This is a genomic window from Loktanella sp. R86503 (assembly GCF_042466455.1).
GTDB lineage: Bacteria > Pseudomonadota > Alphaproteobacteria > Rhodobacterales > Rhodobacteraceae > Loktanella.
The window spans coordinates 1,426,606-1,450,184 of sequence record NZ_JAXHCI010000002.1 but is presented as its reverse complement, the minus strand read 5'-3'; the positions used below and the strand labels follow the sequence as shown (position 1 = coordinate 1,450,184).

Annotated in this window: 22 protein-coding genes; 9 read left to right on the top strand and 13 right to left on the bottom strand. The window is 61.1% G+C overall.

Features of this window, described 5'->3' with window-relative positions; all coding sequences use genetic code 11:
* Positions 1-79: 79 nt before the first annotated feature.
* Positions 80-454 carry a hypothetical protein gene (locus SJY10_RS07955; protein ID WP_386681273.1) on the bottom strand — a complete coding sequence of 125 codons (375 nt, stop codon included), beginning with the start codon at positions 452-454 and terminating at the stop codon, positions 80-82.
* A gap of 115 nt (positions 455-569) precedes the next feature.
* A complete protein-coding gene (locus SJY10_RS07950; protein WP_386681271.1) occupies positions 570-1,814 on the bottom strand; it encodes a sarcosine oxidase subunit beta family protein in 1,245 nt (414 codons plus the stop codon).
* Positions 1,815-2,025: 211 nt separating this feature from the next.
* On the opposite strand from SJY10_RS07950, the gene ccmI reads away from it, so the two are divergent.
* Genes ccmI through SJY10_RS07935 form a run of 3 tightly spaced genes read left to right on the top strand, consistent with a single transcriptional unit; the run spans position 2,026 to position 3,940 of the window.
* The gene (gene ccmI / locus SJY10_RS07945) at positions 2,026-3,219 is read left to right on the top strand and encodes a c-type cytochrome biogenesis protein CcmI (protein ID WP_386681269.1); all 1,194 of its coding nucleotides are present in this window, start codon (positions 2,026-2,028) and stop codon (positions 3,217-3,219) included.
* Positions 3,216-3,692: a Holliday junction resolvase RuvX gene (ruvX, locus tag SJY10_RS07940; RefSeq protein WP_386681267.1), complete on the top strand. Its 477-nt coding sequence runs from the start codon at positions 3,216-3,218 to the stop codon at positions 3,690-3,692. Before ccmI ends, ruvX begins: the two co-directional genes overlap by 4 nt.
* Positions 3,689-3,940 (top strand): DUF1289 domain-containing protein, encoded by a 252-nt coding sequence (locus SJY10_RS07935; protein ID WP_386681265.1) that lies wholly within the window; start codon positions 3,689-3,691, stop codon positions 3,938-3,940. Before ruvX ends, SJY10_RS07935 begins: the two co-directional genes overlap by 4 nt.
* Before the next feature lie 27 nt (positions 3,941-3,967).
* Here SJY10_RS07935 and SJY10_RS07930 read toward each other — a convergent pair whose 3' ends face one another.
* Together SJY10_RS07930 and SJY10_RS07925 are read right to left on the bottom strand one after the other, a co-directional pair.
* Positions 3,968-5,050 (bottom strand): ABC transporter ATP-binding protein, encoded by a 1,083-nt coding sequence (locus SJY10_RS07930; RefSeq protein WP_386681263.1) that lies wholly within the window; start codon positions 5,048-5,050, stop codon positions 3,968-3,970.
* A 97-nt stretch (positions 5,051-5,147) separates the two neighbouring features.
* Positions 5,148-5,927, bottom strand: a complete 780-nt coding sequence (locus tag SJY10_RS07925) for an SDR family oxidoreductase (protein WP_386681261.1) — start codon at positions 5,925-5,927, stop codon at positions 5,148-5,150.
* Between the two features lie 149 nt (positions 5,928-6,076).
* Between SJY10_RS07925 and SJY10_RS07920 the strand changes: the two genes are divergently transcribed.
* Positions 6,077-7,078, top strand: coding sequence for a Hint domain-containing protein (locus SJY10_RS07920; protein WP_386681259.1), 1,002 nt, complete (start codon positions 6,077-6,079; stop codon positions 7,076-7,078).
* On the opposite strand, the gene SJY10_RS07915 is transcribed toward SJY10_RS07920, so the two are convergent.
* The 3 genes from SJY10_RS07915 to SJY10_RS07905 form a co-directional block, all read right to left on the bottom strand.
* Entirely contained in the window at positions 7,079-7,651 is a 573-nt protein-coding gene (locus SJY10_RS07915) for a hypothetical protein (protein ID WP_386681257.1), read from the bottom strand.
* A gap of 78 nt (positions 7,652-7,729) precedes the next feature.
* Positions 7,730-8,359 carry a hypothetical protein gene (locus SJY10_RS07910; RefSeq protein ID WP_386681255.1) on the bottom strand — a complete coding sequence of 210 codons (630 nt, stop codon included), beginning with the start codon at positions 8,357-8,359 and terminating at the stop codon, positions 7,730-7,732.
* A 123-nt stretch (positions 8,360-8,482) separates the two neighbouring features.
* A complete protein-coding gene (locus tag SJY10_RS07905; RefSeq protein ID WP_386681253.1) occupies positions 8,483-9,151 on the bottom strand; it encodes a hypothetical protein in 669 nt (222 codons plus the stop codon).
* Between the two features lie 182 nt (positions 9,152-9,333).
* Here SJY10_RS07905 and SJY10_RS07900 point away from each other — a divergent pair, with 182 nt between their 5' ends.
* The 5 genes from SJY10_RS07900 to SJY10_RS07880 all read left to right on the top strand — a co-directional run bounded on the left by SJY10_RS07900 (position 9,334) and on the right by SJY10_RS07880 (position 15,106).
* Complete coding sequence (locus tag SJY10_RS07900; RefSeq protein WP_386681251.1) at positions 9,334-10,929, top strand: peptide chain release factor 3; 1,596 nt, start codon at positions 9,334-9,336, stop codon at positions 10,927-10,929.
* Between the two features lie 78 nt (positions 10,930-11,007).
* On the top strand, positions 11,008-12,156 hold the full coding sequence (locus SJY10_RS07895; RefSeq protein ID WP_386681249.1) for a DNA cytosine methyltransferase: 1,149 nt from the start codon (positions 11,008-11,010) through the stop codon (positions 12,154-12,156).
* Positions 12,153-12,698, top strand: coding sequence for a GIY-YIG nuclease family protein (locus tag SJY10_RS07890; protein WP_386681247.1), 546 nt, complete (start codon positions 12,153-12,155; stop codon positions 12,696-12,698). Before SJY10_RS07895 ends, SJY10_RS07890 begins: the two co-directional genes overlap by 4 nt.
* A 43-nt stretch (positions 12,699-12,741) precedes the next feature.
* Complete coding sequence (locus SJY10_RS07885; protein WP_386681245.1) at positions 12,742-13,305, top strand: hypothetical protein; 564 nt, start codon at positions 12,742-12,744, stop codon at positions 13,303-13,305.
* 109 nt (positions 13,306-13,414) lie between these two features.
* On the top strand, positions 13,415-15,106 hold the full coding sequence (locus SJY10_RS07880) for a DEAD/DEAH box helicase (protein ID WP_386681243.1): 1,692 nt from the start codon (positions 13,415-13,417) through the stop codon (positions 15,104-15,106).
* 124 nt (positions 15,107-15,230) lie between these two features.
* Here the strand turns inward: SJY10_RS07880 and SJY10_RS07875 are convergent, their stop codons facing one another.
* The 6 genes from SJY10_RS07875 to nuoL are packed head-to-tail and all read right to left on the bottom strand — an operon-like array spanning position 15,231 to position 23,575.
* On the bottom strand, positions 15,231-16,910 hold the full coding sequence (locus tag SJY10_RS07875; protein ID WP_386681241.1) for a ribonuclease J: 1,680 nt from the start codon (positions 16,908-16,910) through the stop codon (positions 15,231-15,233).
* Entirely contained in the window at positions 16,907-17,680 is a 774-nt protein-coding gene (locus SJY10_RS07870; protein ID WP_386681239.1) for a type III pantothenate kinase, read from the bottom strand. Before SJY10_RS07870 ends, SJY10_RS07875 begins: the two co-directional genes overlap by 4 nt.
* Positions 17,681-17,692: 12 nt before the next feature.
* Entirely contained in the window at positions 17,693-18,454 is a 762-nt protein-coding gene (locus SJY10_RS07865; RefSeq protein WP_386681237.1) for a biotin--[acetyl-CoA-carboxylase] ligase, read from the bottom strand.
* Positions 18,444-19,880: an NADH-quinone oxidoreductase subunit NuoN gene (nuoN, locus tag SJY10_RS07860; RefSeq protein WP_386681235.1), complete on the bottom strand. Its 1,437-nt coding sequence runs from the start codon at positions 19,878-19,880 to the stop codon at positions 18,444-18,446. Before nuoN ends, SJY10_RS07865 begins: the two co-directional genes overlap by 11 nt.
* Positions 19,881-19,892: 12 nt before the next feature.
* Positions 19,893-21,434: an NADH-quinone oxidoreductase subunit M gene (locus SJY10_RS07855; protein ID WP_386681233.1), complete on the bottom strand. Its 1,542-nt coding sequence runs from the start codon at positions 21,432-21,434 to the stop codon at positions 19,893-19,895.
* Positions 21,434-23,575, bottom strand: a complete 2,142-nt coding sequence (gene nuoL / locus SJY10_RS07850) for an NADH-quinone oxidoreductase subunit L (RefSeq protein WP_386681231.1) — start codon at positions 23,573-23,575, stop codon at positions 21,434-21,436. The genes SJY10_RS07855 and nuoL overlap by 1 nt, the downstream gene beginning before the upstream one ends.
* Between the last annotated feature and the right edge of the window lie 4 nt (positions 23,576-23,579).

Here is a 23,579-nt window from a genome sequence, read left to right as displayed (position 1 = left end):
GAGGGCCGGAAACGACGAAAGGCCGCCCGGCCCCCTTGGGGACCGAACGGCCAATACGTCGCGGATAATGCGTAGTGTCTTAGTTGCCAGTCGGCTCGTCGGCGGCGTCGTCGACCGCATCGACTGTGCCTTCGGTTGCGTCACCGATGGCATCTGCGGTGCCAGTGGCAGCGTCGCCCACAGCGTCGGCTGTGCCGGCTGCTGTATCGCTGACGGCATCCGCCGTTGCGGGCGCGGTTGTTTCGGTTGTAGCGGTCGTGCCAGCGTCGTCACCGCCAAAGAACAGGAAGGCAAGGACGGCCAGAACAATGACCACGATACCCAGAATGACGCCCGTGCTGCTGCCGGACCTTTCCGCGACGGGCGCGGTGTTGTGGATGTTCGTCGTGTTTGTGCGGGCGGGGTCCGCAGGGTTCGGGCGCGTGGGATCTGTGTTGTTGTTGTAGTCCGACATTTTACCGGCTCCTGATAAGGTCTGATTGGCGACAAAACGTCGCGACCCTGCCAAGAGTTCCCGCCTGCTGCACAAATATCAGGCAATCCGACTGTCATATGCACCGTCAGCATCATCAGTGCGCCACACCGGCGGCCACGCTTTCATCGATGAATTTGCCATGCCGGAACCGGTTCATCGAAAATTCCTCTGTCAATGGCGATGCGCCTTTGGCCATTAGCTCTGCCATGGCCCAGCCGGAACCGGGGATTGCCTTGAACCCGCCGGTGCCCCAGCCGCAGTTGACAAAGATGCCCTCTACCGGGGTTTTCGACAGGATCGGGGACCGGTCCCCGGTCACATCCACGATCCCGCCCCACTGGCGCAACATTTTCAGCCGCCCGACGATGGGAAAGGTTTCAACCAAGGCGCGGACTGTTTCCTCGATATGATGGAAGCTGCCGCGCTGGGTGTAGTTGTTATAGGCGTCCGTACCGCCGCCGATCACCATTTCGCCCTTGTCCGACTGGGACATATAGCCGTGCACCGTGTTCGCCATGACGACGACATCCATGCAGGGCTTGATCGGCTCGCTGACCAAGGCCTGCAAGGCGACGCTTTCGATGGGCAGTTGAAAACCTGCCTTTTGCGCCAGAACGCTGGCGTGACCGGCGACGACCATCCCCAGCTTGTCGCATTTGATATCGCCGCGCGTGGTGTTCACGCCGGTGACCTTGCCTGCCTCGGTCATGACGCCGGTGACTTCGCACTGCTGGATGATGTCCATACCCATATCGGCGCAGGCGCGGGCATAGCCCCAGGCAACCGCGTCATGGCGAGCCGTGCCACCGCGGGCCTGCCATAGTGCGCCCAATACCGGATAGCGCGGACCGTCAATATTCATGATCGGGCACAGCTCTTTCACGCGCGCGGGGCTCATCCATTCCGTCGTCACGCCCTGCAGGTTGTTGGCATGCACCGTGCGCTGATAGCCGCGAATTTCATGCTGCGTCTGCGCCAGCATCATCACGCCGCGGGGGCTGAACATGACGTTATAGTTCAGGTCCTGCGATAGCCCTTCATACAGGCTGCGCGCTTTTTCATAAATCGCGGCAGAGGGGTCCTGCAGATAGTTACTGCGGATAATCGTCGTGTTGCGGCCCGTATTGCCGCCGCCCAGCCAGCCCTTTTCCAGCACCGCGACATTGGTGATGCCGAAATTCTTGCCAAGGTAATAGGCCGTCGCCAGCCCGTGCCCGCCAGCACCCACGATGATGACATCATAGCGCGGCTTTGGTTCGGCCTGCCCCCAGGCGCGGGTCCAGCCACTGTGCTGACGAAAAGCTTCGCGGGCGATGGCAAAGGCGGAATAACGTTTCATGGCGCGAATCCTTCGGGGGCCTGAGCGGGTCTGACCCACCTTTCCTGAACAAAACCGGCATAGCCAAGGCGCACGCCAGCGGCAAGACAGGCAAGGTTTGCGACATCGGTTGGCATTGGTCCATGTCCGCGTTGTCGCAGGGGCCGTTGCGCGGGGTTTTCACGCCCGCCGCGACCGCTTAGGTAAGGCGCAATATTACGAAGGGAACGGCATGTTCTGGATCATCTGCATCGTCATGGCGCTTGGCCTTGCGTCACTGCTGGCCGCGCCCCTGCTGCGCCCCGCTGCCGCCCGCGCCGACCACCCGCAGGTCGCAATCTATAAGGGTCAGCTGGCAGAGGTTGACCGCGACGTTGCCCGCGGCGTGCTGAACGCCGACGAGGCAGAGCGTGCCCGCGCCGAAATCGCCCGTCGCCTGCTGGCCGTCAACCGCACGCATCAGGTGACGGGCACAGCCCCGCGCGGTGCCAGCGTCGCTGTCGCCGGCACAGTGGGCGTTATGCTGCTTGGGCTTGGCGGCTACACCTATGTGCAACTGGGTGCCCCCGGCGATCCTGACCAGCCCATTGCCGCCCGCCTTGCGCAGGCCGAAGTGATGCGCGAAACCCGACCCGATCAGGCCGCACTGGAAGCGGCGGCACCGGCCCGGCCACCCGTCGATGCGCCTGCCGACTATCTGGCGCAGATCGAACAGCTGCGCACCATGGTTCCAACCCGCCCGGACGATCTGCAGGGCTGGACCTTGCTGACCTTTCACGAAACCCGCCTTGGCAATTACGCCGCCGCTGCCCGCGCACAGGCGCAGGTTGTAGCGCTGAAAGGCGACGCTGTCCCGCTGGAGGATCTGGCGCGCCAGATCGACCTGATGGTCGCCGCCGCCAATGGTACCGTGTCGCCAGAGGCAGAGACCGTGGCCCGCGCCATTCTGGCCCGAAACGAGGCTTCGGTTGCGGGGCGCTATTACATCGGTGCCATCTATGACCAGACCGGGCGACCCGACATTGCGCTGCGGTTCTGGCGGCCCATTGCGGACAGTGGTGACACCAGTTTTCATGGCGAACTGGTGCGCGCCCAGATCACCGGTGCGGCAGCCCGCGCCGGTGTGGATTACCAACTGCCTGCCCTGCGCGGTCCGGATGCTGCGGATATCGCCGCTGCCGAAGACCTTAGCGCAGAAGACCGCGCAGCGATGATCGGCGGCATGGTCGCCCAGCTGGCAGCCCGTCTGGCAGCGGACGGCGGACCGGCAGAGGATTGGGCGCAACTTATCTCTGCCTATGGCGTGCTGGGACAAACGGCAGAGGCGCAGATGATCTATACCGAGGCGAAAGACGCCTTTGCCGGCGACAACAACGCCTTGCAAGCGATTGAAACGGCAGCGCAATACGCGGGGATCACACAATGATCTGCGAAGACGTCAGCGCCTTTTTGGATCAGGTGCCCGCCTTTGGTGCACTGGCAGGGCTGGACCTTGGCACCGTGACCATCGGTGTTGCGGTGTCCGATGTGATGCGCGGCGTAGCCACCCCGCTGGAGACGATCAAGCGTAAGAAGTTTGGCCTTGATGCCGCCGCCTTGCTGGCGCTTTGTGAAAAGCGGCAGATTACCGGATTGGTGCTGGGTCTGCCGCTGAACATGGACGGCAGCGAAGGTCCGCGCTGCCAGGCCACCCGCGCCTTTGCCCGCAATCTGGAACGGCTGACGCCGCTGCCGATCACCTATTGGGATGAACGTCTGTCCACCGTCGCCGCCACCCGCGCCCTGCTAGAGGCTGACACGTCCCGCAAGCGCCGCGCCGAAGTGATCGACCACGTCGCCGCCGCCTATATCCTGCAGGGCGCGCTGGACCGCATTACCCATATGAAGGCCAATCCATGACCGATGACGTCTGGAAGCGCGACGAGATCGACAGCCCCTGCATCAAGATCTGCGTTATCCACCCGGCCAGCCGGCTGTGCACGGGCTGTTTGCGCAGTATTGACGAAATCGGAGCATGGTCGCGCATGACGCCTGGCGCGCGCCGCGAGGTCATGGCAGAGCTGCCGGACCGGGCCGGCCAGATCACCAAACGGCGCGGCGGACGGGCAGCGCGGCTGCAAAAAGACGGATCAGACGACCAATCCTGATACTTGGGCCGTCGTTAGCCTAGGGTTTCAGGCTGCTGCCGGAAACACAAAACACCGATCGCGGCGGATCATGATCCACAGCGGCGTGCCGGGTTTGGGCAGGAACACCGACGGGATTTGCGCCCGCAGGATCGTGCCATCGTAATCCATGCGAAATTCCACCAATGATTCCGACCCCATGAACCGCGCCCGCTGCACGACACCGCGCGCAGGCGTGCCTTCCATCGGAGTCGGATTGGGGCCGCGGCCCGCGCGGTCAAAGTCGATTTTCAGGTGCTGCGGGCGGATGCAAATATCAACCGCCGTGCCATCCGGCACACCGGGGGCAAGGAACTGGCCAAAGGGCGTTTCGGTCAAAGCCCCGCGCACTTCGCCCCGGATCACATTGATATCGCTAAAGAATGCCGCCGCCTTACGATCAACCGGCGTGTTGTAGATATTGTAAGGCGCGCCGCGTTGCACGATGCGTCCATCGCGCATCAGCGCGATTTCGTCGGCCATGCGCATCGCCTCGCCCGGCTCGTGGGTGACCAGTAGAACGGCAGTGCCTTCGGCCTTCAGCACGTCAAGCGTTTCATCCCTAATATCGTCGCGCAGGCGGTCATCAAGGCCGGAAAACGGCTCGTCCATCAGCATGACTTTGGGCCGCGGTGCCAGCGCACGGGCCAGTGCGACACGCTGCTGCTCGCCGCCCGACAACTCGTGCGGGAAGCGGTCGATATGGCGGCCCATGCCGACTTTGCCCAGCAATTCTTCGACGCGGGCGCGGGCAGCGCGGCGGTCCAGCTTCAGCCCGAAGGCCACGTTTTGCGCGACGCTCAGGTGCGGAAACAGGGCGAAGTCCTGAAACATCAGACCGATCGACCGGCTTTCCGGCGGCACGTTATGTCCGTCGCCGCAAATCAGCTGGCCATCGACGTGGATCTGCCCCGCATCGGGTGTTTCGACCCCCGCAATCATCCGCAGCGTCGTGGATTTGCCGCAGCCCGAAGGGCCAAGCAGGCAAGTCACCTGCCCCGGCATCACGCCAAGGCTGACATCATCAACGACCTTTTGGCCGCCAAAGCTTTTGGCGATATGACTGATTTCAAGACGCGGGGTGGCGGTCATGGCATACTCTAGCGAAAGACTAAGGCATGGCCTAGCAATCCCTGCCCCCAAGGGCAAGGAGCCATGCGCGGCGCCAGTGGCACCGCGCGGTCTGCATTTAAAGCGTGGCGTTAATGGCACCGCCGTCCAGCAGGATGTTCTGCCCGACAATGAATTGCGCCCGGTCCGAGCACAAAAACGCACACATCGCGCCGAAATCTTCGGCCGTGCCATAGCGGCGGGCCGGGATCGTCGCGATCCGCTGGGCGCGTGCCTCCTCGACCGAGATGTTCTGCGCTTTGGACACGCCGCCATCCAATGATGCGGCGCGGTCGGTATCGTGGATGCCCGGCAGCAGGTTGTTGATGTTCACGCCAAAGGGCGCGACTTGCCGCGAGGTGCCGGCGACATAGCCGGTCAGGCCCGCACGGGCGCTGTTGGACAGGCCCAGTTGCGGGATCGGTGCCTTGACCGAACCAGAGGTGATGTTCACGACCCGGCCCCAGCCTTTGTCGATCATTCCCGGCAGCAGGGCCGTCATCAGCGCGATGGGGGCCAGCATATTGGCGTCCAGCGCTTTGATGAAATCATCGCGGTTCCAGTCGGACCACATCCCCGGCGGCGGGCCGCCAGCGTTGTTGACAAGGATATCAACGCCCTGCGCTGCCTTGATCAATGCGGCGCGGTCCCCTTCATCCGATACATCGCCTGCGACGGCTATAACCTTGACACCCCAGCGGTCGCGGATCTCTTGCGCGGTCTGTTCCAGCGCCTGCGCGCCGCGGGCGTTCAGCACCAGATCGACACCCGCTTCGGCCAGCGCCTCGGCGCAGCCGCGCCCCAGACCACGCGAAGATGCGCAGACCAGCGCAGTTTTCCCCTTGATGTTCAGATCCATCCTGTCACTCCCCTGTCCAGCAATATGCCGGTTTATTTACCAATAACGGTTAACATACAGCAATTGCCCGTCGATCATAGATTGACCAAGGCGACATTGACCCCAATTGCAGACCGGTTAATCTGCATCAAATTTGTTCAAGAGTTTTCATGACGCAACAGACGGCCCAGATCCAAAGCGTACAGGTGCTGTCTGCGGCCATGTTTTGCGTGACCGATGGCGTTGCCTTTGGCGAACCTTTGACCTTTGCGGACGAGCTGGTCATGGACGACATTTACGAAATGTCGCCCGTATCGCGTGCCCTTGCCCTGTCGCTTAAAACGACCGCCACGGCCGGGCGGTTCAAGGTGGCACCGGGCGGACAAACCGGGATGCCCGGAAGCGATGTGTTCCTGGATTGCTGCGTCACCCTGATGGCTGTCGACGGCAAAACCTATGAGGCGCTGGTTCTGGTCGAGGTCGTCGCCGGCGGGGTCGAGGCGGTTTATATGCTGCCGCTGGCGCATTTGAAACCCGGCACACCTTACCGGCTTGTCGGTGTTGATCGCCAGATCGCGGTGATGCGCTTTGCAGAGGTGGCCAGCGTGTCGTTCACGCGCGGCACCCGGATCACCATGTCATCGGGTGCGCAGGTCCCGATCGAGGATATTCGCGTCGGCGACAAGGTCCTGACCCGCGACGACGGGCCACAGCCAGTGCGCTGGATTGGCGAATCGACCCTGCGCGCTGTCGGGGAATTCGCCCCCGTCGTAATCCGCAGGGGTGCGCTGCACAATGCCAATGACCTGATCCTCAGCCCCGATCACCGGCTGTTTATCTATCAGCGGCAGGACCGTCTGGGCGCTGGCCGCAACGAGGTTCTGGTCAAGGTCCGCCACCTAATCAACGGAGAGACGGTGTTCCAGCAGGCCGGCGGCTTTGTCGATTATTTCCAGCTGCTGTTTGACCAGCACCAGATCATCTATGCCGAAGGAATTGCTGCGGAATCCCTGCTGATCGACCCGCGCACCCGGGCTGCCCTGCCCGACCATCTGGATGAAAACGTGCGCAACGGCCACGGGCACCGGCATCACCACGATTACGAGGTGCGCGAATCCCTGCTATCCTCGGGCGATGCGGTATCATTGCTGCGCGGGGCGTCCCGCGACTGACTATTGCGGCACACGGGTTGCGGCAAAGGTGCCGTCGAAAATGTCCAGCCCGGCCGGTCCGGTCATATCGCCAAACACCAACCCGCGCACGGCAGTCTGGGTCTGGCCGACAAATTCGCCGTCCAGACTGGCGTCGATAGTGTAACTTTCACCGCCGCCGGACAGGGTGCCGTCCAAATCGGCATCAAAGCTATAGGCCGCGCTGCTGTCAGTGCCGCGATAGATGGCACCATCGGTGATCGCCAGACGGCCGGCGAGCGGCACGCCGTCCTGCGCCTCGAACCCGCTGGCCTGACCGCGGATCTGGTCAAAACCTGCGCCGAAATTGACCGCCAGTGTCAGGTCGGCCAGATATTGCACGCGCGCACCGTCTTCGCCGGTGGGAAGGGCGGCGCGCATGTAACCGTCATAGCTGGCGCGGCCGGCGGTTGGTAAAAGGGCGGGATCGCTGACGTCCTGTCCACCGATCTGGCCGTCGATCTGCGCCGGCGTCATCGCATCCCCGCCCCCGCCTCCGCCGCAACCGGCCAGACACAACAGCATCACCCCGCCAAAGCACCGCGCAGTCATCATCTCAGCCCTCTTAATCCGATGGGGCCAGACTGACGCTTCTGGGTTAATCAAAGATTAATCCACGCCGAAGGCACGACGCTATTCGCGTGCCAGAATACCGGTCAGGCCAAAGGTGCCATTTTGTGTGGTGCCCCCATTGCGCACAGTGATGTCACCATACATCGGCGCGCCGATGAATTTACCGGTCGATCCCTTGAACCCGCCATTGGTCATCACGCCATCGACGCGGACCGTCTCTCCTGCGCCGGTATAAAGCGTGCCGTCCACGTCCGACCGGATCGTCACCTGAGAGCGGTTCACCCCGCCGTCAAGGCGACCGTTAGACAGCGTCAGGACACCATCAATCGGGGCGCCATCCGAAGTGACGAAATTGCCCGCCGTGCCGCCGATCCGGTCGGTGCCAAAGTTGACGCCCATCTGCATCAGCCCGGCCACATCCGTGCGGCGGCCCGGCACGGTCAGATCGCCGGTGACATAGCCCAGATAGCTTGACCCGCCAGAGGTCGGGACCTGCTGCTTTGGCGTAATCCCGACGGCATTGTAGGCCGGCGCGATCTGTCGCTGCACGCTTTGAATTTCAGCAATGCTGAGCCGGCTGGTGTCCGGCAGCGGTGCCGGGGTGGATACGGGCACGCCAGCGCCGCCGCAGGCTGCCAGAGCGGCAAGGGCGGTGACGCTGATCGCAGCGCGAAAGGACGGATTGGTCATGGCAGTGATCCTGTTGCAAACGAAAAAGGGCAAAGCTGCGCAAACCGCGCGGCCTTGCCCCTATCCTTGCACCGGACCTGCCCCGTCATGCGATGACGGGGGGCGTGCTATCGCATAGCGGCTTTAATTTTCGCCCACGAAGGCAAAGTCCGCAATGGCAGTGTTGCCGTTCATCGTCGCGGTCATCGACGGCGGAAAACCCTGATCAACGATGAAAGAGCCGCTCGTGCCGCTGACAGCCTGAATGGCCCGCGTGCGGATGTTCCCCGATGTGCGGTTGCCTTCGAAATTGCCGATGGCGATCCCGTCCAGTGCAATTCGGTCCGAACCGGCGGTCAGATTGCCGTTGAAATCGACCGCAAACAGCCCGCTCGTATCGTCCGATCCGACAAGGCCATCGGTAAAGGCAATCTGCCCTGCGACATTCACACCGCGGCCGGTTTCATCCACGCCGCGAAAGTTTGTGACACCGCCTCTCATGTCGTCATTGGCAAAGTTGATCGTCAAACGCGAATCGCCGGTCATGGCATAGCTGTTGCTGAACCCGTCCACAGACAAAAGCGCGGGACCAGCGAACGTCGACGTGCCCGAGGATGGGATGTTGCGCGGCACCGTACCTTTCAGCCCGTCAATCCTTTCAGCCGTTGCGCCAAAGCTGCGGACGCTGGTTTCGAACTGCGACAGGCTTGGCACCTGCGGTGACATATCAGCCCCGCCGCCAGCGCCGCCAACGCTGCTGCCACCACACGCGGCAAGCCCGCAAAGCGCCATCGCGCTGAATACCAATTTCATTAAAGAATCTCCTAAATCTCATCCAATGATTGCCAAATAATTAATCACGAAAAGGTTGGGCAAGAATATGGCAAATGCAGACCTGCGGTTGATCCCTCGCAACTTCTTTGCCCTATAGCGGCATAACGCGACCCTGCCGCCCTGCATTGCCCTTACCCCTTCTGCAGGTTACAGGATCAGCCATGACAAATCGCCCTGCCCTTCCGCCCGAAATCGCCCGCCGCCGGACCTTCGCGATCATCTCGCACCCGGACGCTGGCAAGACGACGCTGACTGAAAAGTTCCTGCTATATGGCGGTGCCATTCAGATGGCCGGACAGGTACGCGCCAAGGGCGAGGCGCGGCGCACGCGGTCCGACTTCATGCAGATGGAAAAGGACCGGGGCATTTCCGTGTCCGCCTCTGCCATGTCGTTCGATTTTGACGGGCACCGGTTCAATCTGGTGGACACGCCTGGCCACTCCGACTTTTCCGAAGACACCTATCGCACGCTGACCGCCGTGGACGCTGCCGTCATGGTGATCGACGGCGCGAAAGGCGTGGAAAGCCAGACGCAAAAGCTGTTCGAAGTCTGCCGCCTGCGCGATCTGCCGATCCTGACATTCTGTAACAAGATGGACCGGGAAAGTCGCGACACCTTTGAAATCATCGACGAGATTCAGGAAAATCTGGCGATTGACGTTACGCCCGCATCCTGGCCTATCGGCAAGGGCCGCGATTTCATCGGCACCTATGACATCCTGAACGACCGGCTGGACCTGATGGACCGCGCCGACCGCAACAAGGTCGCGCAATCCGTGCGTATCAGCGGGCTGTCCGATCCCAAGCTGAAAGAACACATTCCCGCCGATCTGCTAGGCACCTTTCTGGAAGAGATCGAGATGGCGCAGGAACTGATGCCAAAGCTGGATCATGCCGCCATGCTGGCCGGTACCATGACCCCGATCTGGTTCGGCTCTGCCATCAACTCCTTTGGCGTCAAGGAACTGATGGAAGGCATTGCGACCTTTGGGCCGGAACCGCAGATCCAGCGGGCCGATCCGCGTATGATCGCGCCAGAGGAAAAGGCCGTGACCGGCTTTGTTTTCAAGGTGCAGGCCAATATGGACCCCAAGCACCGCGACCGCGTTGCCTTTGTCCGCATGGCCTCTGGTCATTTCGAACGTGGGATGAAGCTGACCCATGTGCGCACGAAAAAGCAGATGGCAATTACCAACCCGGTGATGTTTCTGGCGGCCGACCGCGAGCTGGCCGAAGAGGCATGGGCCGGCGATATCATCGGCATCCCCAACCACGGGCAATTGCGCATCGGCGATACGCTGACCGAAGGCGAGGCGCTGAAAGTGACCGGCATCCCGTCCTTTGCGCCGGAATTGCTGCAAACCGCCCGCGCGGGCGATCCCATGAAGGCAAAGCACCTTGAAAAGGCGCTGATGCAATTCGCCGAGGAAGGCGCGGCCAAAGTGTTCAAGCCGACATTCGGATCGGGCTTTATCGTCGGCGTCGTCGGGGCCTTGCAGTTCGAAGTGCTCGCCAGCCGGATCGAGATGGAATACGGCCTGCCCGTCCGTTTTGAAGGCTCGCAGTTCACATCCGCCCGCTGGGTGCATGGCACGCGCGAGGCAGTGGACAAGTTCGCCGCCGCCAACAAGCAGCACATCGCGTTGGACAACGACGGCGACACCGTGTTTCTGACCCGCCTGCAATGGGACATCGACCGCGTTGGCCGCGACTATCCGGATGTAAAGCTGTCGGCGACCAAGGAAATGATGGTCTGACAAAGGATATGCGGGGCGGGTTTGACCTTGTGAAAACCCCGCCCCGTTCCTATTCTGTTCGAAGCTGAAAGGACAGAAATGACGCCGCCCACACCCAGATATGCCGAATTTTTTGCGGGTGCGGGCATGGTCAGGGCGGCCCTGTCGGACGGCTGGGATCTGGCCTTTGCCAATGACATCGACACGGGCAAATGTGCGGCCTATGCGGAAAACTGGGGCGCGGACGGATTGGTTTGCGGTGATATCGCGGCGCTTGATCCGGCGCTGGTGCAGCAACCGATCGACCTTTACTGGGCCAGCAGTCCCTGTCAGGACCTAAGCCTTGCCGGGCACCGGTCTGGCCTTGCGGGGGCGCGGTCATCGACGTTTTTCGCCTGGATCGATCATGTCCGCGCGGCGCGGGCGGGCGGATTTGCGCCCGGTATCCTGGCTTTTGAAAACGTCACCGGCCTTTTGTCCAGCCACGCGGGGCGCGATTTTCAGGCGGTCGTCGACGCCTTTGCCGCCTGCGGCTATCGCTGCGGTGCCCTTGAAATCGACGCCCGCCATTTTCTGCCGCAAAGCCGCCCCCGCGTCTTTGTCATCGCTTTGCGCGATGATCTGGACCTGCCTGCAGGGCTGGCGCAGGACGCCCCCGGGGGCACCTTTCACACCAGCCGCATCCGCGCCGCCCATGCCGCATTGCCGCGCAAGCTGGCGCGACGCTGGATCTGGTGGACCCTGCCCGACCCGGCGCGCCCCAATGCAGCGCTGGCTGATCTGATCGACACCTCGTCAACGGACACTATGACGCCCGCCAGCCTAAGCCGGCTTTTGGGCCTGATGGCCCCCGCCCACCGCGCGCGCGTGCAGGATGCCGTGGACGCCGGGGGGCTTCACGTCGGCACGATCTACAAACGCGGCCGCCCCGATGGGCTGGGCCAGACCGTGCAACGGGCAGAGGTCCGCTTTGACGGCATCGCAGGTTGCCTGCGTACACCGGGCGGCGGATCGTCGCGGCAAACCGTGCTGATCGTGCGGGATGGCACCGTCACCGCCCGCCTGCTTTCTACGCGAGAGGCCGCGCGCCTGATGGGTCTGCCCGACAGCTACCGCTTGCCCGCGCGGTTCAACGACGCCTATCGGTTGTCCGGTGACGGCGTGGCGGTGCCCGTGGTGCGCCATCTGGACACCCATATTTTCCAGCCTTTGCTGCGTCACACCCGCGGTATTCGGTCAGCAGCATGATCGACCCAAAGGCTTATCGCGCGCGCCAGATCAAGGATCTGACAGACCAGATCGGCGTTTACGCCCTTTGCGATCTGGACGGTGTGCCGATCTACGTCGGTCAATCCGTCGATGGCATCCGGTCGCGTGTGCGGCGGCACCTGACATCGGCGCGGTCTGACATCATTGCCAACCGCATGATCGACGTTTGGGAAATCGCTTACGTCAAGGCCTGGCCCGTCAGTGATCCAGCCGCAATTCCCGCGCTGGAGGCTTATCTGTTTGCCACGTTCGACGCCCAGAACCAGCTGATGAATGGCAAAGCCATGATCAGCGATACCGACCTGTCCGCCGACCTGCCCGCGCCGCAGATCGTGCAGGTCATTGCAGAAGATGAACGCCAGGACCGTCTGCGCCCCGCGCAGCGCCTGCCCCGCCAGATTGCGCATTATCTGTCGCTGGTGGACTACATTCAAACCGTCAAGGACGAGCGGCACCTCAAACGCTCTTTGCAAGCTCATTTCGATCGGCTGGTCGCCTATCACACGACGTTTTTGTCATAAGTTAGTTCAGTAATAGTTAACTCGCGCGGCGCTAAATGGCGTCATGCTATGGCTGTTGCTGATTCTGTTCCTGTCCGCCTGCATCCCGGTCCGGGATGAAATTTTGTTGTCCCACGACGACTGGCGCGGGACAACGACCGTGACTGTCAACGAACGCGAGGTGTTCCGCAGCGATGATGGCAATGGCCTGATGACGGCTCGCCCCGTCATCACGCGCGGTCCGGACGGGCGGGCCTTTGGCGTGCTGCTGAATGTCAGGCGGCGGGACGCAAACGGGCCGCGCATCGACCGTGTCACATCTGGCCGAAAAGTGCTGACCTATACCGCGCATGACCGCCTGCTGACGCATTGCATCGACGGCTGCCAACCGGCAGAGGTGGGGGTTATTACGCTGACCGAAACGGCATTTCACATCGCGGCGCAATCGGGGCTTCCCCTTCGGGTCTGGGGACAACGGGGCCGATACGAAGGCACCGTTCCTGCAGAAGCGTTTTTGCGTGTTCTTGTGGCGGCAAATGCCGCGCCAAACCATGCAGCAGCGCAGCCGCTATCGGGCGCAAATACCGGGGCGGGCCAGCTTGGGGACCGGGACATGCCCAAACCTTGACCAATACGACATATTAGCGTAACGCAACGCCTGTCGAACGCCCTGACAATCCGGTCGGGCGGGCCGCGCAGTTCTGCGGCCGGATAAGCCGCATTTCTGAAAGGGCTACATGACCAAGTTTTCTGACCTGAACCTCGACCCCAAAGTGCTCAAGGCAATTGCCGATACGGGCTATGAGACGCCGACACCTATTCAGGCAGGTGCGATTCCCCCCGCCCTTGAAGGGCGCGATGTGCTGGGCATTGCCCAGACTGGCACAGGCAAAACCGCCAGCTTTACCCTTCCGATGATCCACTTGCTTGGCCGCGGACGCGCGCGGGCGCGGATGCCGCGGTCGCTGGTGCTGGCCCCCACGCGGGAACTGGCGGCGCAGGTTGCGGAAAACTTCGACGCCTACGCGAAATATACCAAGCTGACAAAGGCGCTGTTGATCGGCGGCACCTCTTTCAAGGAACAGGACCAGCTGATTGACAAGGGTGTCGATGTTCTGATCGCGACCCCCGGCCGCCTGATCGACCATTTCGAACGGGGCAAGCTGATTTTGTCCGACGTGAAAGTCATGGTCATCGACGAAGCTGACCGTATGCTGGACATGGGATTCATTCCCGATATCGAACGCATTTTCCAAATGACGCCGTTCACACGGCAGACCCTGTTCTTTTCCGCCACGATGGCACCGGAAATCGAACGGATCACCAATACCTTTTTGTCCAATCCCGCCAAGATCGAAGTCGCCCGCGCGGCGACGACCGGCGCGAACATCAAGCAAGGTGTGGTCATCTTTCAAGGGTCCAACAAGACTAAGGCCGACAGCGAAAAGCGCGAGCTGCTACGCCGTCTGATCGCCGCCGAAGGTGACGCTTGTTCGAACGCGATCATCTTCTGCAACCGCAAGTCGGATGTGGATGTGGTGGCCAAGTCCTTAAAAAAGCACGGCATGAATGCCGAACCGATCCATGGTGATCTGGACCAGTCGCACCGCACCCGCACGCTGGAAGGGTTCCGCGAAGGGTCGATCCGGTTTCTGGTGGCATCCGACGTCGCCGCACGTGGGCTTGATATTCCTGCCGTGACGCATGTTTTTAACTTTGACGTACCCAGCCACGCCGAAGATTACGTTCACCGGATTGGTCGCACTGGCCGTGCGGGCCGGTCCGGCGTTGCGATCATGATTTGCGCGCCGCGCGATGAAAAAAACCTGGCCGATGTTGAACGCTTGGTGCAGTCCCCGATCCCGCGTCTGGAAAACCTGCTGGGCGATGTGACACCGCCGACCACTACCTCTCCTGCCGATGATGTGGATGCCCCGCGCGAAGACAAGCCGCGTCGCACCCGCACGCGCGGCCCGCGCAAGGCCGCAGCCCCATCCCCCGCACCAGAGGCGGATCAGGACGGTACGGTCGCCGCGCCGGATGCGCCTACAGCAGAGGCAAGCGATACCCCGCGCCCCGAACGCCGCACCCGGCGCAGCCGCACGCGCCGTGATGCGAAAGCAGATACGGCAGCTTCCACGGCGGAACCGGTCCCTGCCGAAACGCCAGCGCCAACCGCCGACGCAGCCACCGTGCAAGATCCCGGCACGGCCCCCGCGGCAGAGCCTGCGCAAAACGACCGCCGCGGCGGAAGGGGTCGCGGCCAGAACGATCGCAATGCGGGCAACCGCGGCGGCAATGACCGTCCAGATAACAACCGAAATGGCCAAAGCCGCGATCGTGGCGGCCGGCAGGATACGATCATCGGTATGGGTGACGATACACCCGAATTTATTGCCAAAAGCTTTCAGGAACGCAGCAACAGCTAAGTTGGTATCACTGACCGGGCTGAAAGGTCCGGTCAGTGATCAAACCGCTTGCCGCTGCGCCACATGCAAAAAGGGCGCCGGATCGATCTGATCCGGCGCCCTTTTGCTATGCCTGATGCGATGATCAGCCCAGACGGCTGATCACAACAAGGACTTCGGGCTTTTTGCCAATTTCGCCTTGGGCGGAACGGCGGGCGATGTTCTTCAGCTCTTTTTCCAGCTTCACATCATCGCGGATGGTTTTCGCGTCGGCGCGGCCGATGAATTGGGCCAGATCAGCCTCCATGACTTCGGCAAGGGCAGAGTCAGAGCGGCCGGTTTCCGTCAGGCCCGACAGTTCGACCCAAGGATCACCCAGCGGTTCATCGTTTTCGTCGATGATGATCGTAACCACTGCAAGCCCGTTCAGGGCCATCCGGATCCGGTCACGCACGACACCATCCATCGCGCCGATCTGCACAGAGCCGTCCAGATAGGTGCGGCCGGTTTCGACGTATTCCGCAACGGTGGGCTGGTTGCCCGACAGGTCGATCATCATGCCGTTGACGGCAACGATGCCCGGCAGGCCGAACTGACCCGCAACCTTGACGTGTTCGCGCAGGTGGCGGTGTTCGCCGTGCATCGGGATCAGGAACTGCGGCTTGATGATCTGGTGCATGGTTTCCAGATCGGGGCGGTTCGCGTGACCGGACACATGATACTTACCGCCGTCATCATCGACGATATCGACGCCCAGCTCGCTGAGCTGGTTCATGATACGGATCACGCCTTTTTCGTTGCCCGGAATCGTCTTGGACGAAAATAGGAAGGTATCGCCTTCTTTCAGCTTCAGGCCCAGATAGCTGCCCTGCGACAGCTGGGCAGAGGCCGCGCGCCGTTCCCCCTGAGAGCCGGTCACCAGCAACATCAGCTGGTTGCGCGGCACGTTGACGGCGTCCTCTGGTCCGACGGTCGCGGGGAAATCGGTCAAAAGCCCGGTTTCCTTGGCCGCTTCAACCATCCGGTTCATCGACCGACCCAAAAGACAGACCGTGCGGCCAGCGGCCACAGCGGCATCCGCCAGTGTTTTCAGACGCGCGATATTCGACGCAAAGGTTGTCGCCGCAACCATGCCGGTTGCGTTTTTCATCAGCTCGGTGATCGCTGGCCCGATGGACATTTCCGACCGCCCCGCATGAGGCGAGAAGATGTTCGTGCTGTCGCAGACCAGCGCCTTGACCCCGTCCTTGGCAATCTCTTGCCACAGTTCGGTGTTGAACGGATCACCGACCACGGGAGTCATATCGACCTTGAAATCGCCGGTATGCACGATGCGGCCTGCATCCGAGTCGATCACCAGTCCCGCGCTTTCGGGGATCGAATGGCTGATCGGCACATAGGACACCTTGAACGGGCCACAGTCGATCACCGCTGGATAGGGTTCGACCACGGTGACAACGTTGTCGGGGTGCCCTTTTTCCTGCAGCTTGCGCCGCGCGATGTTGGCGGTGAACTTGCGCGCATAGATCGGCGCGCCCAGCTGTTCCCACAGCAGGCCAACCGCGCCGACGTGGTCTTCGTGGGCGTGGGTGATAAAAATGCCTTCAATCTGCGCCCGGCGCTCTTTCAGCCAGGTGATGTCGGGAAAAATCAGGTCAACGCCGGGCGTGCCGTCCATATCGGGAAAGGTGACGCCCAGATCGACAACAATCAGGCGTTCCTTGCCCTTGGGGCCATAGCCATAGACGTAGCAGTTCATGCCAATTTCACCGGCGCCGCCAAGCGCCATATAAATCAGTCGATCGTTTGCTTTTGCAGCACTCATGTAAGGTCCTTGTTATATTGATGGATCACGGTCAGCCCGTGCATCGTCAGGTCATCCTCGACCCGGTCAAATAATGTGTCGCCCTGCGCAAACAGTGAGGCCAGTCCACCGGTTCCGATGACGGTCATCTGTCTGCCGCGTTCGGCTTTGATCCGTGCGGTTATCTCTTTCACGAGGCCAATGTAACCCCAGAACGCACCGGACTGCATGCAGGATACGGTATTCGTACCGATCACGCGGTCCGGCCGGGTGACATCGACGTGGGGCAGCGCCGCGGCGGCCATGTGAAATGCCTCTAGGCTGACCATGACGCCGGGGGCAATCACGCCGCCGACATAGGCACCATCGTCGTCCACCACATCCAAAGTTGTTGCCGTGCCGAAATCCACCACGATCAGGTTGCCGCCGTGGCGATCAAAGGCACCGGCGGTGTTGACCAGCCGGTCAGGCCCGACAGCCGTGCCGGGATCGACGCGGGGCAGCGTTGGCAGCTTGCATTCCGGTTTACCCACCACCATGGGGCGGCAGTTGAAATAGCGGTCTGCCAGAACACGCAGGTTGAACACCACGCGCGGCACCGTGGCGCTGACGATGACCGCATCAATGGTGACATCCACCTTTTGCATTTGCATCAGCGATGTCAGCCAGACGAAATATTGGTCCGCCGTGCGCTGCCAGTCGGTTTTTGTCCGCCAGGTTGCCAAAAAGCGGGTGCCGTCCCAGATGGAAAACACCGTATTCGTATTGCCGCAGTCGATGGCCAGAAGCATGGGCCCAGCCCCTTAAAAGTAGATATCGGCAGCCGGAATGACCTTGCGCCCCGCGGGGGTGGTCAGAACCAGATTGCCTTCGGTGTCGATGGTGTCGAACGTGCCGGTGATGTCTTCGCGGCTGGTGCGGGCGGTAATCACCTCGCCCAGGCGGGCGGCATGGCGCAGCCAGTCGGCACGGATGATGTCAAAGTCGAATTCCCAAAGCTTCGCCTCTTGCGTGGCGAAGTCATTGGCCAGCCTGACCAGAAAATCAGTGGACGAAACCTCTGGCCCGCCTTCACCGCGCAGGGACACGGGCGGAAAAGCTGCATCCCGGATATCATCCGGCACAGCCGCAAGGTTCACGCCAATGCCGATGGAAAGCCAGTCGACGTAAGGCCCCTGCCCGCTGGTTTCCAGCAAAATGCCAGCGATCTTGCCGCCGTTAAGCAGCACATCATTCGGCCATTTCAGGCTGAGCTTGGTGCGGTCGATATACATGGCCAGCGCCTCGAACAGTGCGACGGCGGCCATAAAGGACCGCAGACTGGCCTGTTGCGGGGTGCAGTTCGGGCGATAAACCAAGGTCGCGGCAAAATTGCCCGGCGGGCTTTGCCAAGGGCGGCCGCGGCGGCCGCGCGCGCCGGTCTGGGTATCGGCGATTACCCAGGTCGGCGCTTGCAGGGTTGGCGCAAGGCGCGCTGCCTCTGCCATGGTGCTATCCACCTGCGTCAGGTGGTGGCACAACACGCCCTCTGGCCAGAGGGCGTGTTGTGTCGGATCAGTTGACAAGGGCCGCAGCGGCCGCAGCCGCAATAGGCTCGATGCCGAACAGGTTGACGATGCCCACCACCATGATCACCGCAGAGGCCATGAGGAAAGCGCCAAGGATCGGCTGCGACGGCGCGTCCAGCTTTTCGGACTCTTCGCCGAAATACATGAAGTAGACAACACGCAGGTAATAAAAGGCACCGATCACCGATGCGACCACACCGGCCACAGCCAGCCAGGCAAGGCCCGCATCATAGGCAGCGCGCAGCACGTAAAGCTTGCCAAAGAAGCCGACCATCGGCGGCACACCGGCAAGGCTGAACATCAGCACCAACATCGCAAGCGCACGGGTTGGCTGATCCTTGGCGTACATCTTCAGGCTTTGAATGTCCGTCACGGGGCGCCCGTCACGCTGCATCCCCAGAATAAAGGCGAAGGTGCCGATATTCATGGTGACGTAGATTGCCATGTAGATCAGCATCGCCTGCACACCCAGCGCCGTACCAGCGGCCAGACCCATCAGGGCATAGCCCATGTGGGCAATGGACGAATAGGCCATCAGACGCTTGATATCGCGCTGACCGATCGCAGCGATCGAACCAAGGAACATCGAAATGACCGACAGGAAGGCAATGATCTGCTGCCAGTCGCCGGTGATGCCGCCAAAGGCGTCGAACATCAGGCGGGCGAACAGGGCCATTGCGGCAACCTTTGGCGCTGTCGCAAAGAAAGCCGTAATCGGCGTGGGCGAGCCTTCGTAAACGTCCGGCGTCCACATGTGGAACGGCGCGGCACTGACCTTGAACGCAAGACCGGCGATCAGGAACACCAGACCGAACAGCAGACCCAGCGACGGCTGATCCTGCACACCGGCGATGATGCCCGAAAACAGCGTTGTGCCGGTAAAGCCATAGGTCAGCGATGCACCGTAGAGCAGCAGACCTGACGACAGCGCGCCCAGCACGAAATACTTCAGGCCAGCCTCTGTGGATTTGACGCTGTCGCGGCGCAGGGATGCGACGACATAAAGCGACAGGGACTGCAGTTCGAGGCCCATATAAAGCGCCATCAGATCGCCCGCGCTGACCATGACCATCATGCCGACAACGGCAAAGACAACCAGCAACGGATATTCGAACCGCAGCAGATTGCGGGCGGCCATGTATTGCTCGCTCATCACCAGGACGGCAGCGGCGGACAGCAGAATCGTGATCTTCGCGAAGCGAGAGAAGCTGTCAGCGACGAACATGCCGTCAAAGGCCACCTGCGCACCGCCATCGTTGGTCATAAGCCAGGCCGCCACCAGCACAAAAATGCCCGAGGTCAGCCAGACCAGCAGCGAAGCCGCCCCGTCTTTGACGGTATAGACCGCCGCAAGCAAGGCGATGATCGCATAGACCGCCAGTGCGATTTCCGGCAGGACAATCTGGATATCGGCAGAAATCATGGGTCCGTTTCCTTAGTGCAAAGCGACTTGAGTGGCTGCGGCAAAGCCCGCGGTCGCCGTGTCGTATTGATCGATCAGCGCGCCGACCGACGGCCCGATGATATCGGTAACAAGGCTAGGGTAGACGCCCAGCAGCAGGGTCATCACCACCAGCGGTGCAAAGATTGCCCGCTCGCGCGTAGTCATGTCGGTGATCGACTTCAGGCTTTCCTTGATCAGATCGCCCATGACGACGCGGCGGTACAGCCACAGGCCATAGGACGCCGACAAGATCACGCCAGATGTCGCAATGACAGCCACCCAGGTGTTTTCCTGAAAGATCCCCATCAGCGTCAGGAATTCCCCGACAAAACCAGAGGTGCCCGGCAGGCCGACGTTGGCCATGGTGAAGAACATGAAGATCAGCGCATAGGCCGGCATCCGGTTCACGAGGCCGCCATAGGCGTCGATATCGCGGGTGTGCATCCGGTCATAGATGACGCCAACGCACAGGAACAGCGCGCCAGAGATGAAGCCGTGGCTGATCATCTGGAAAATCGCGCCGTCAAGGCCCTGCTGGTTCACCGTAAAAATCCCCATGGTCACATAACCCATGTGGGCAACCGACGAATAGGCAATCAGCTTTTTCATGTCCTGCTGCACCAGCGCCACAAGCGAGGTGTAGACGATGGCGATCGCCGACAGCCACAGCACCAACGGCCCGATCACTTCGGACCCGATGGGGAACATCGGCAGCGAAAAGCGCAGGAAGCCGTAGCCGCCCATTTTCAGCAGGATCGCCGCCAGCACGACCGAACCCGCCGTCGGGGCCTGAACGTGCGCGTCAGGCAACCAGGTGTGCACCGGCCACATCGGCATCTTGACCGCAAAGCTGGCAAAGAAAGCCAGGAACATCAGGGTCTGGACACCGCCAACGATATTGATCCCCAGCAGGCTAAAGGTATCCGACGGGAATACCGTCGTCATCAGCGTCGGAATATCAGAGGTGCCGGCAATGTTGACCATCGCCACCATCGCCACCAGCATCAGCACAGAACCAAGGAAGGTATAAAGGAAGAACTTGAACGATGCGTAAATGCGGTTCGCCCCGCCCCAGATACCGATGATCAGGAACATCGGGATCAGACCTGCCTCGAAGAAGATGTAGAACAGGATCATATCCAGCGCCATGAAAACGCCAAGCATCAGCGTTTCAAGCAGCAGGAAGGCGATCATGTATTCCTTGACGCGGTTTTCGACGTTCCAGCAGGACGCGATCACCAGCGGCATCAAGAATGTCGTCAGCATGACGAAAAGCACCGAAATGCCATCGACGCCCATCTTGTAATTCAGGCCCAGCAGCCAGGAATGTTCCTCGACCATCTGGAAACCGGTATTGGCCGGATCGAACTGGAACAGGATAAACAGCGAAATCAGGAATGTCGCGGATGTCGCGAACATCGCCACCCACTTGGCATTACGCTGGGCAGCCACATCATTGCCCCGCAAGAACAGCGCAAGAATGATTGCGCCGATCATCGGAATGAATGTGGTGAGTGAAAGCAGGTTGCCCATTAGTTGGCCCCTCCGGTCAGAGTGACCCAGGTCAGCAGGGCCGCGATGCCCGCCACCATGGCAAAGGCGTAGGTGAACAGATAACCCGACTGCATCCGTCCGGCGGTGCGGGTCAGGAACGGCAGAATACCAAGCGCCAGACCGTTGATGCCGCCGTCGATGGTGCCTTCGTCGCCACGCTTCCACAGGAAGCGGCCGATCGCCAGCGCTGGCCGCACGAACAGGAACCCGTAAAGCTCGTCGAAATACCACTTGTTTAGCAGGAACTGATAAAGGTGCGGCTGGTTTGCGGCCAATTTGCCCGGCAGGTCAGGACGGCGGATGTAGAACACATAAGCGGTCGCAAGGCCGATGATCATGGCAAAGAATGGCGACATTTTGATGTACCAGGGCGCGTGGTGCGCATCGTCCATGACATGGTTATCGGCCGCCATATAGATGGCACCCTGCCCCGGCGTATAAGCGTTCGCAGCCACTTCGCCGTGATCACCCTCTGCCGCGGCTTCGGCTGCAACCGCGTGATCGCCGTCAGCCTCTGCATGGCCGGCATCTGCAACGGCATGATCGCCGCCTTCGATGGCATGATCGCCGGATTCAGTGGCATGTGCCTCTGCCGTGGTCATACCAAAGAACTGCTCAACCTTGTGATGATCGCCGAAAAAGCTGTTGTACCAGACCATACCGCCAAAGATCGCGCCAAGGCTTAGGACACCCAGCGGGATCAACATGACCAACGGGGATTCATGCGCATGGTCATGCGTATGGTGATCGCCGCGCGGCTTGCCAAAGAAGGTCAGGAACATCAGGCGCCAGCTGTAGAAACTGGTGAACATCGCCGCAATCACCAGCAGCCAGAAGCTGTAGGCCGTGCCGCCAGCCCAGGCGGATTCGATGACCGCATCCTTCGACAGGAAACCGGCAAAGCCGAAATGGGTCAGCGGAATACCGACGCCGGTGATGGCCAGTGTGCCGATCATCATGGCCCAGAACGTCAGCGGCAGTTTCTTGCGAAGGCCGCCATAGTTCCGCATGTCCTGTTCGTGGTGCATCCCGTGAATGACCGAACCGGCACCCAAGAACAGCATCGCCTTAAAGAAAGCGTGCGTCAGCAGGTGGAACATCGCGACGGAATAGACACCGACGCCAGCGGCCACGAACATATAACCCAGCTGCGAACAGGTCGAATAAGCAATCACGCGCTTAATATCGTTCTGCACCAGACCAACAGTCGCGGCAAAGAACGCTGTCGAGGCACCAAGGAAGACGATCATCGACTTCGCTTCTGGCGCAAATTCGTAAAGCGGCGACATGCGGCAGACCAGGAACACACCGGCGGTCACCATGGTCGCGGCATGGATCAGCGCAGACACGGGTGTCGGGCCTTCCATCGCGTCGGGCAGCCAGGTGTGCAGGAACAGTTGGGCGGATTTACCCATTGCACCGATGAACAGCAGCACACCGATCAGGTTAGCTGCGTTCCATTCCGTCCACAGGAAATGGATCTGCGTCTGCGCGATCTGTTCGACCTGCGGGAAAATGTCCGCGAACTTGACTGAATCCGTCAGCAAGAACAGGCCAAAGATACCAAGCGCAAAGCCGAAGTCACCCACACGGTTGACCACGAAAGCCTTGATCGCAGCGGCATTGGCGGACGGCTTGCGGTAGTAGAAACCGATCAGAAGGTAGGACGCGACGCCCACGCCTTCCCAGCCGAAAAACATCTGGATCAAGTTGTCGGCGGTCACCAGCATCAACATGGCGAAGGTAAAGAACGACAGATACGCAAAGAAACGCGCGCGATAAGGCGTGCCGTCTTTGAAGTTGTCGTCATGCGCCATGTAGCCGAAGGAATAAAGGTGAACCAGCGCCGACACCGTCGTGATCACAATCAGCATCGTTGCGGTCAAACGGTCCAGACGGATCGCCCAGTCCGTCGCCAGAGAGCCGGATTCGATCCAGCGCAGCACGGTGATATCGCGCGTGACGCCGTCAAAGCCCAGGAACACGATCCATGACAGGAAAGCGGCCAGAAACAGCAGACCGGTGGCGACCCACTGCGCCGGCTTTTCGCCAATGATGCGCCAGGTAAACCCGCAGATCAGCGCCCCGACCAGTGGTGCAAACAGGATAATCGTTTCCATGAAT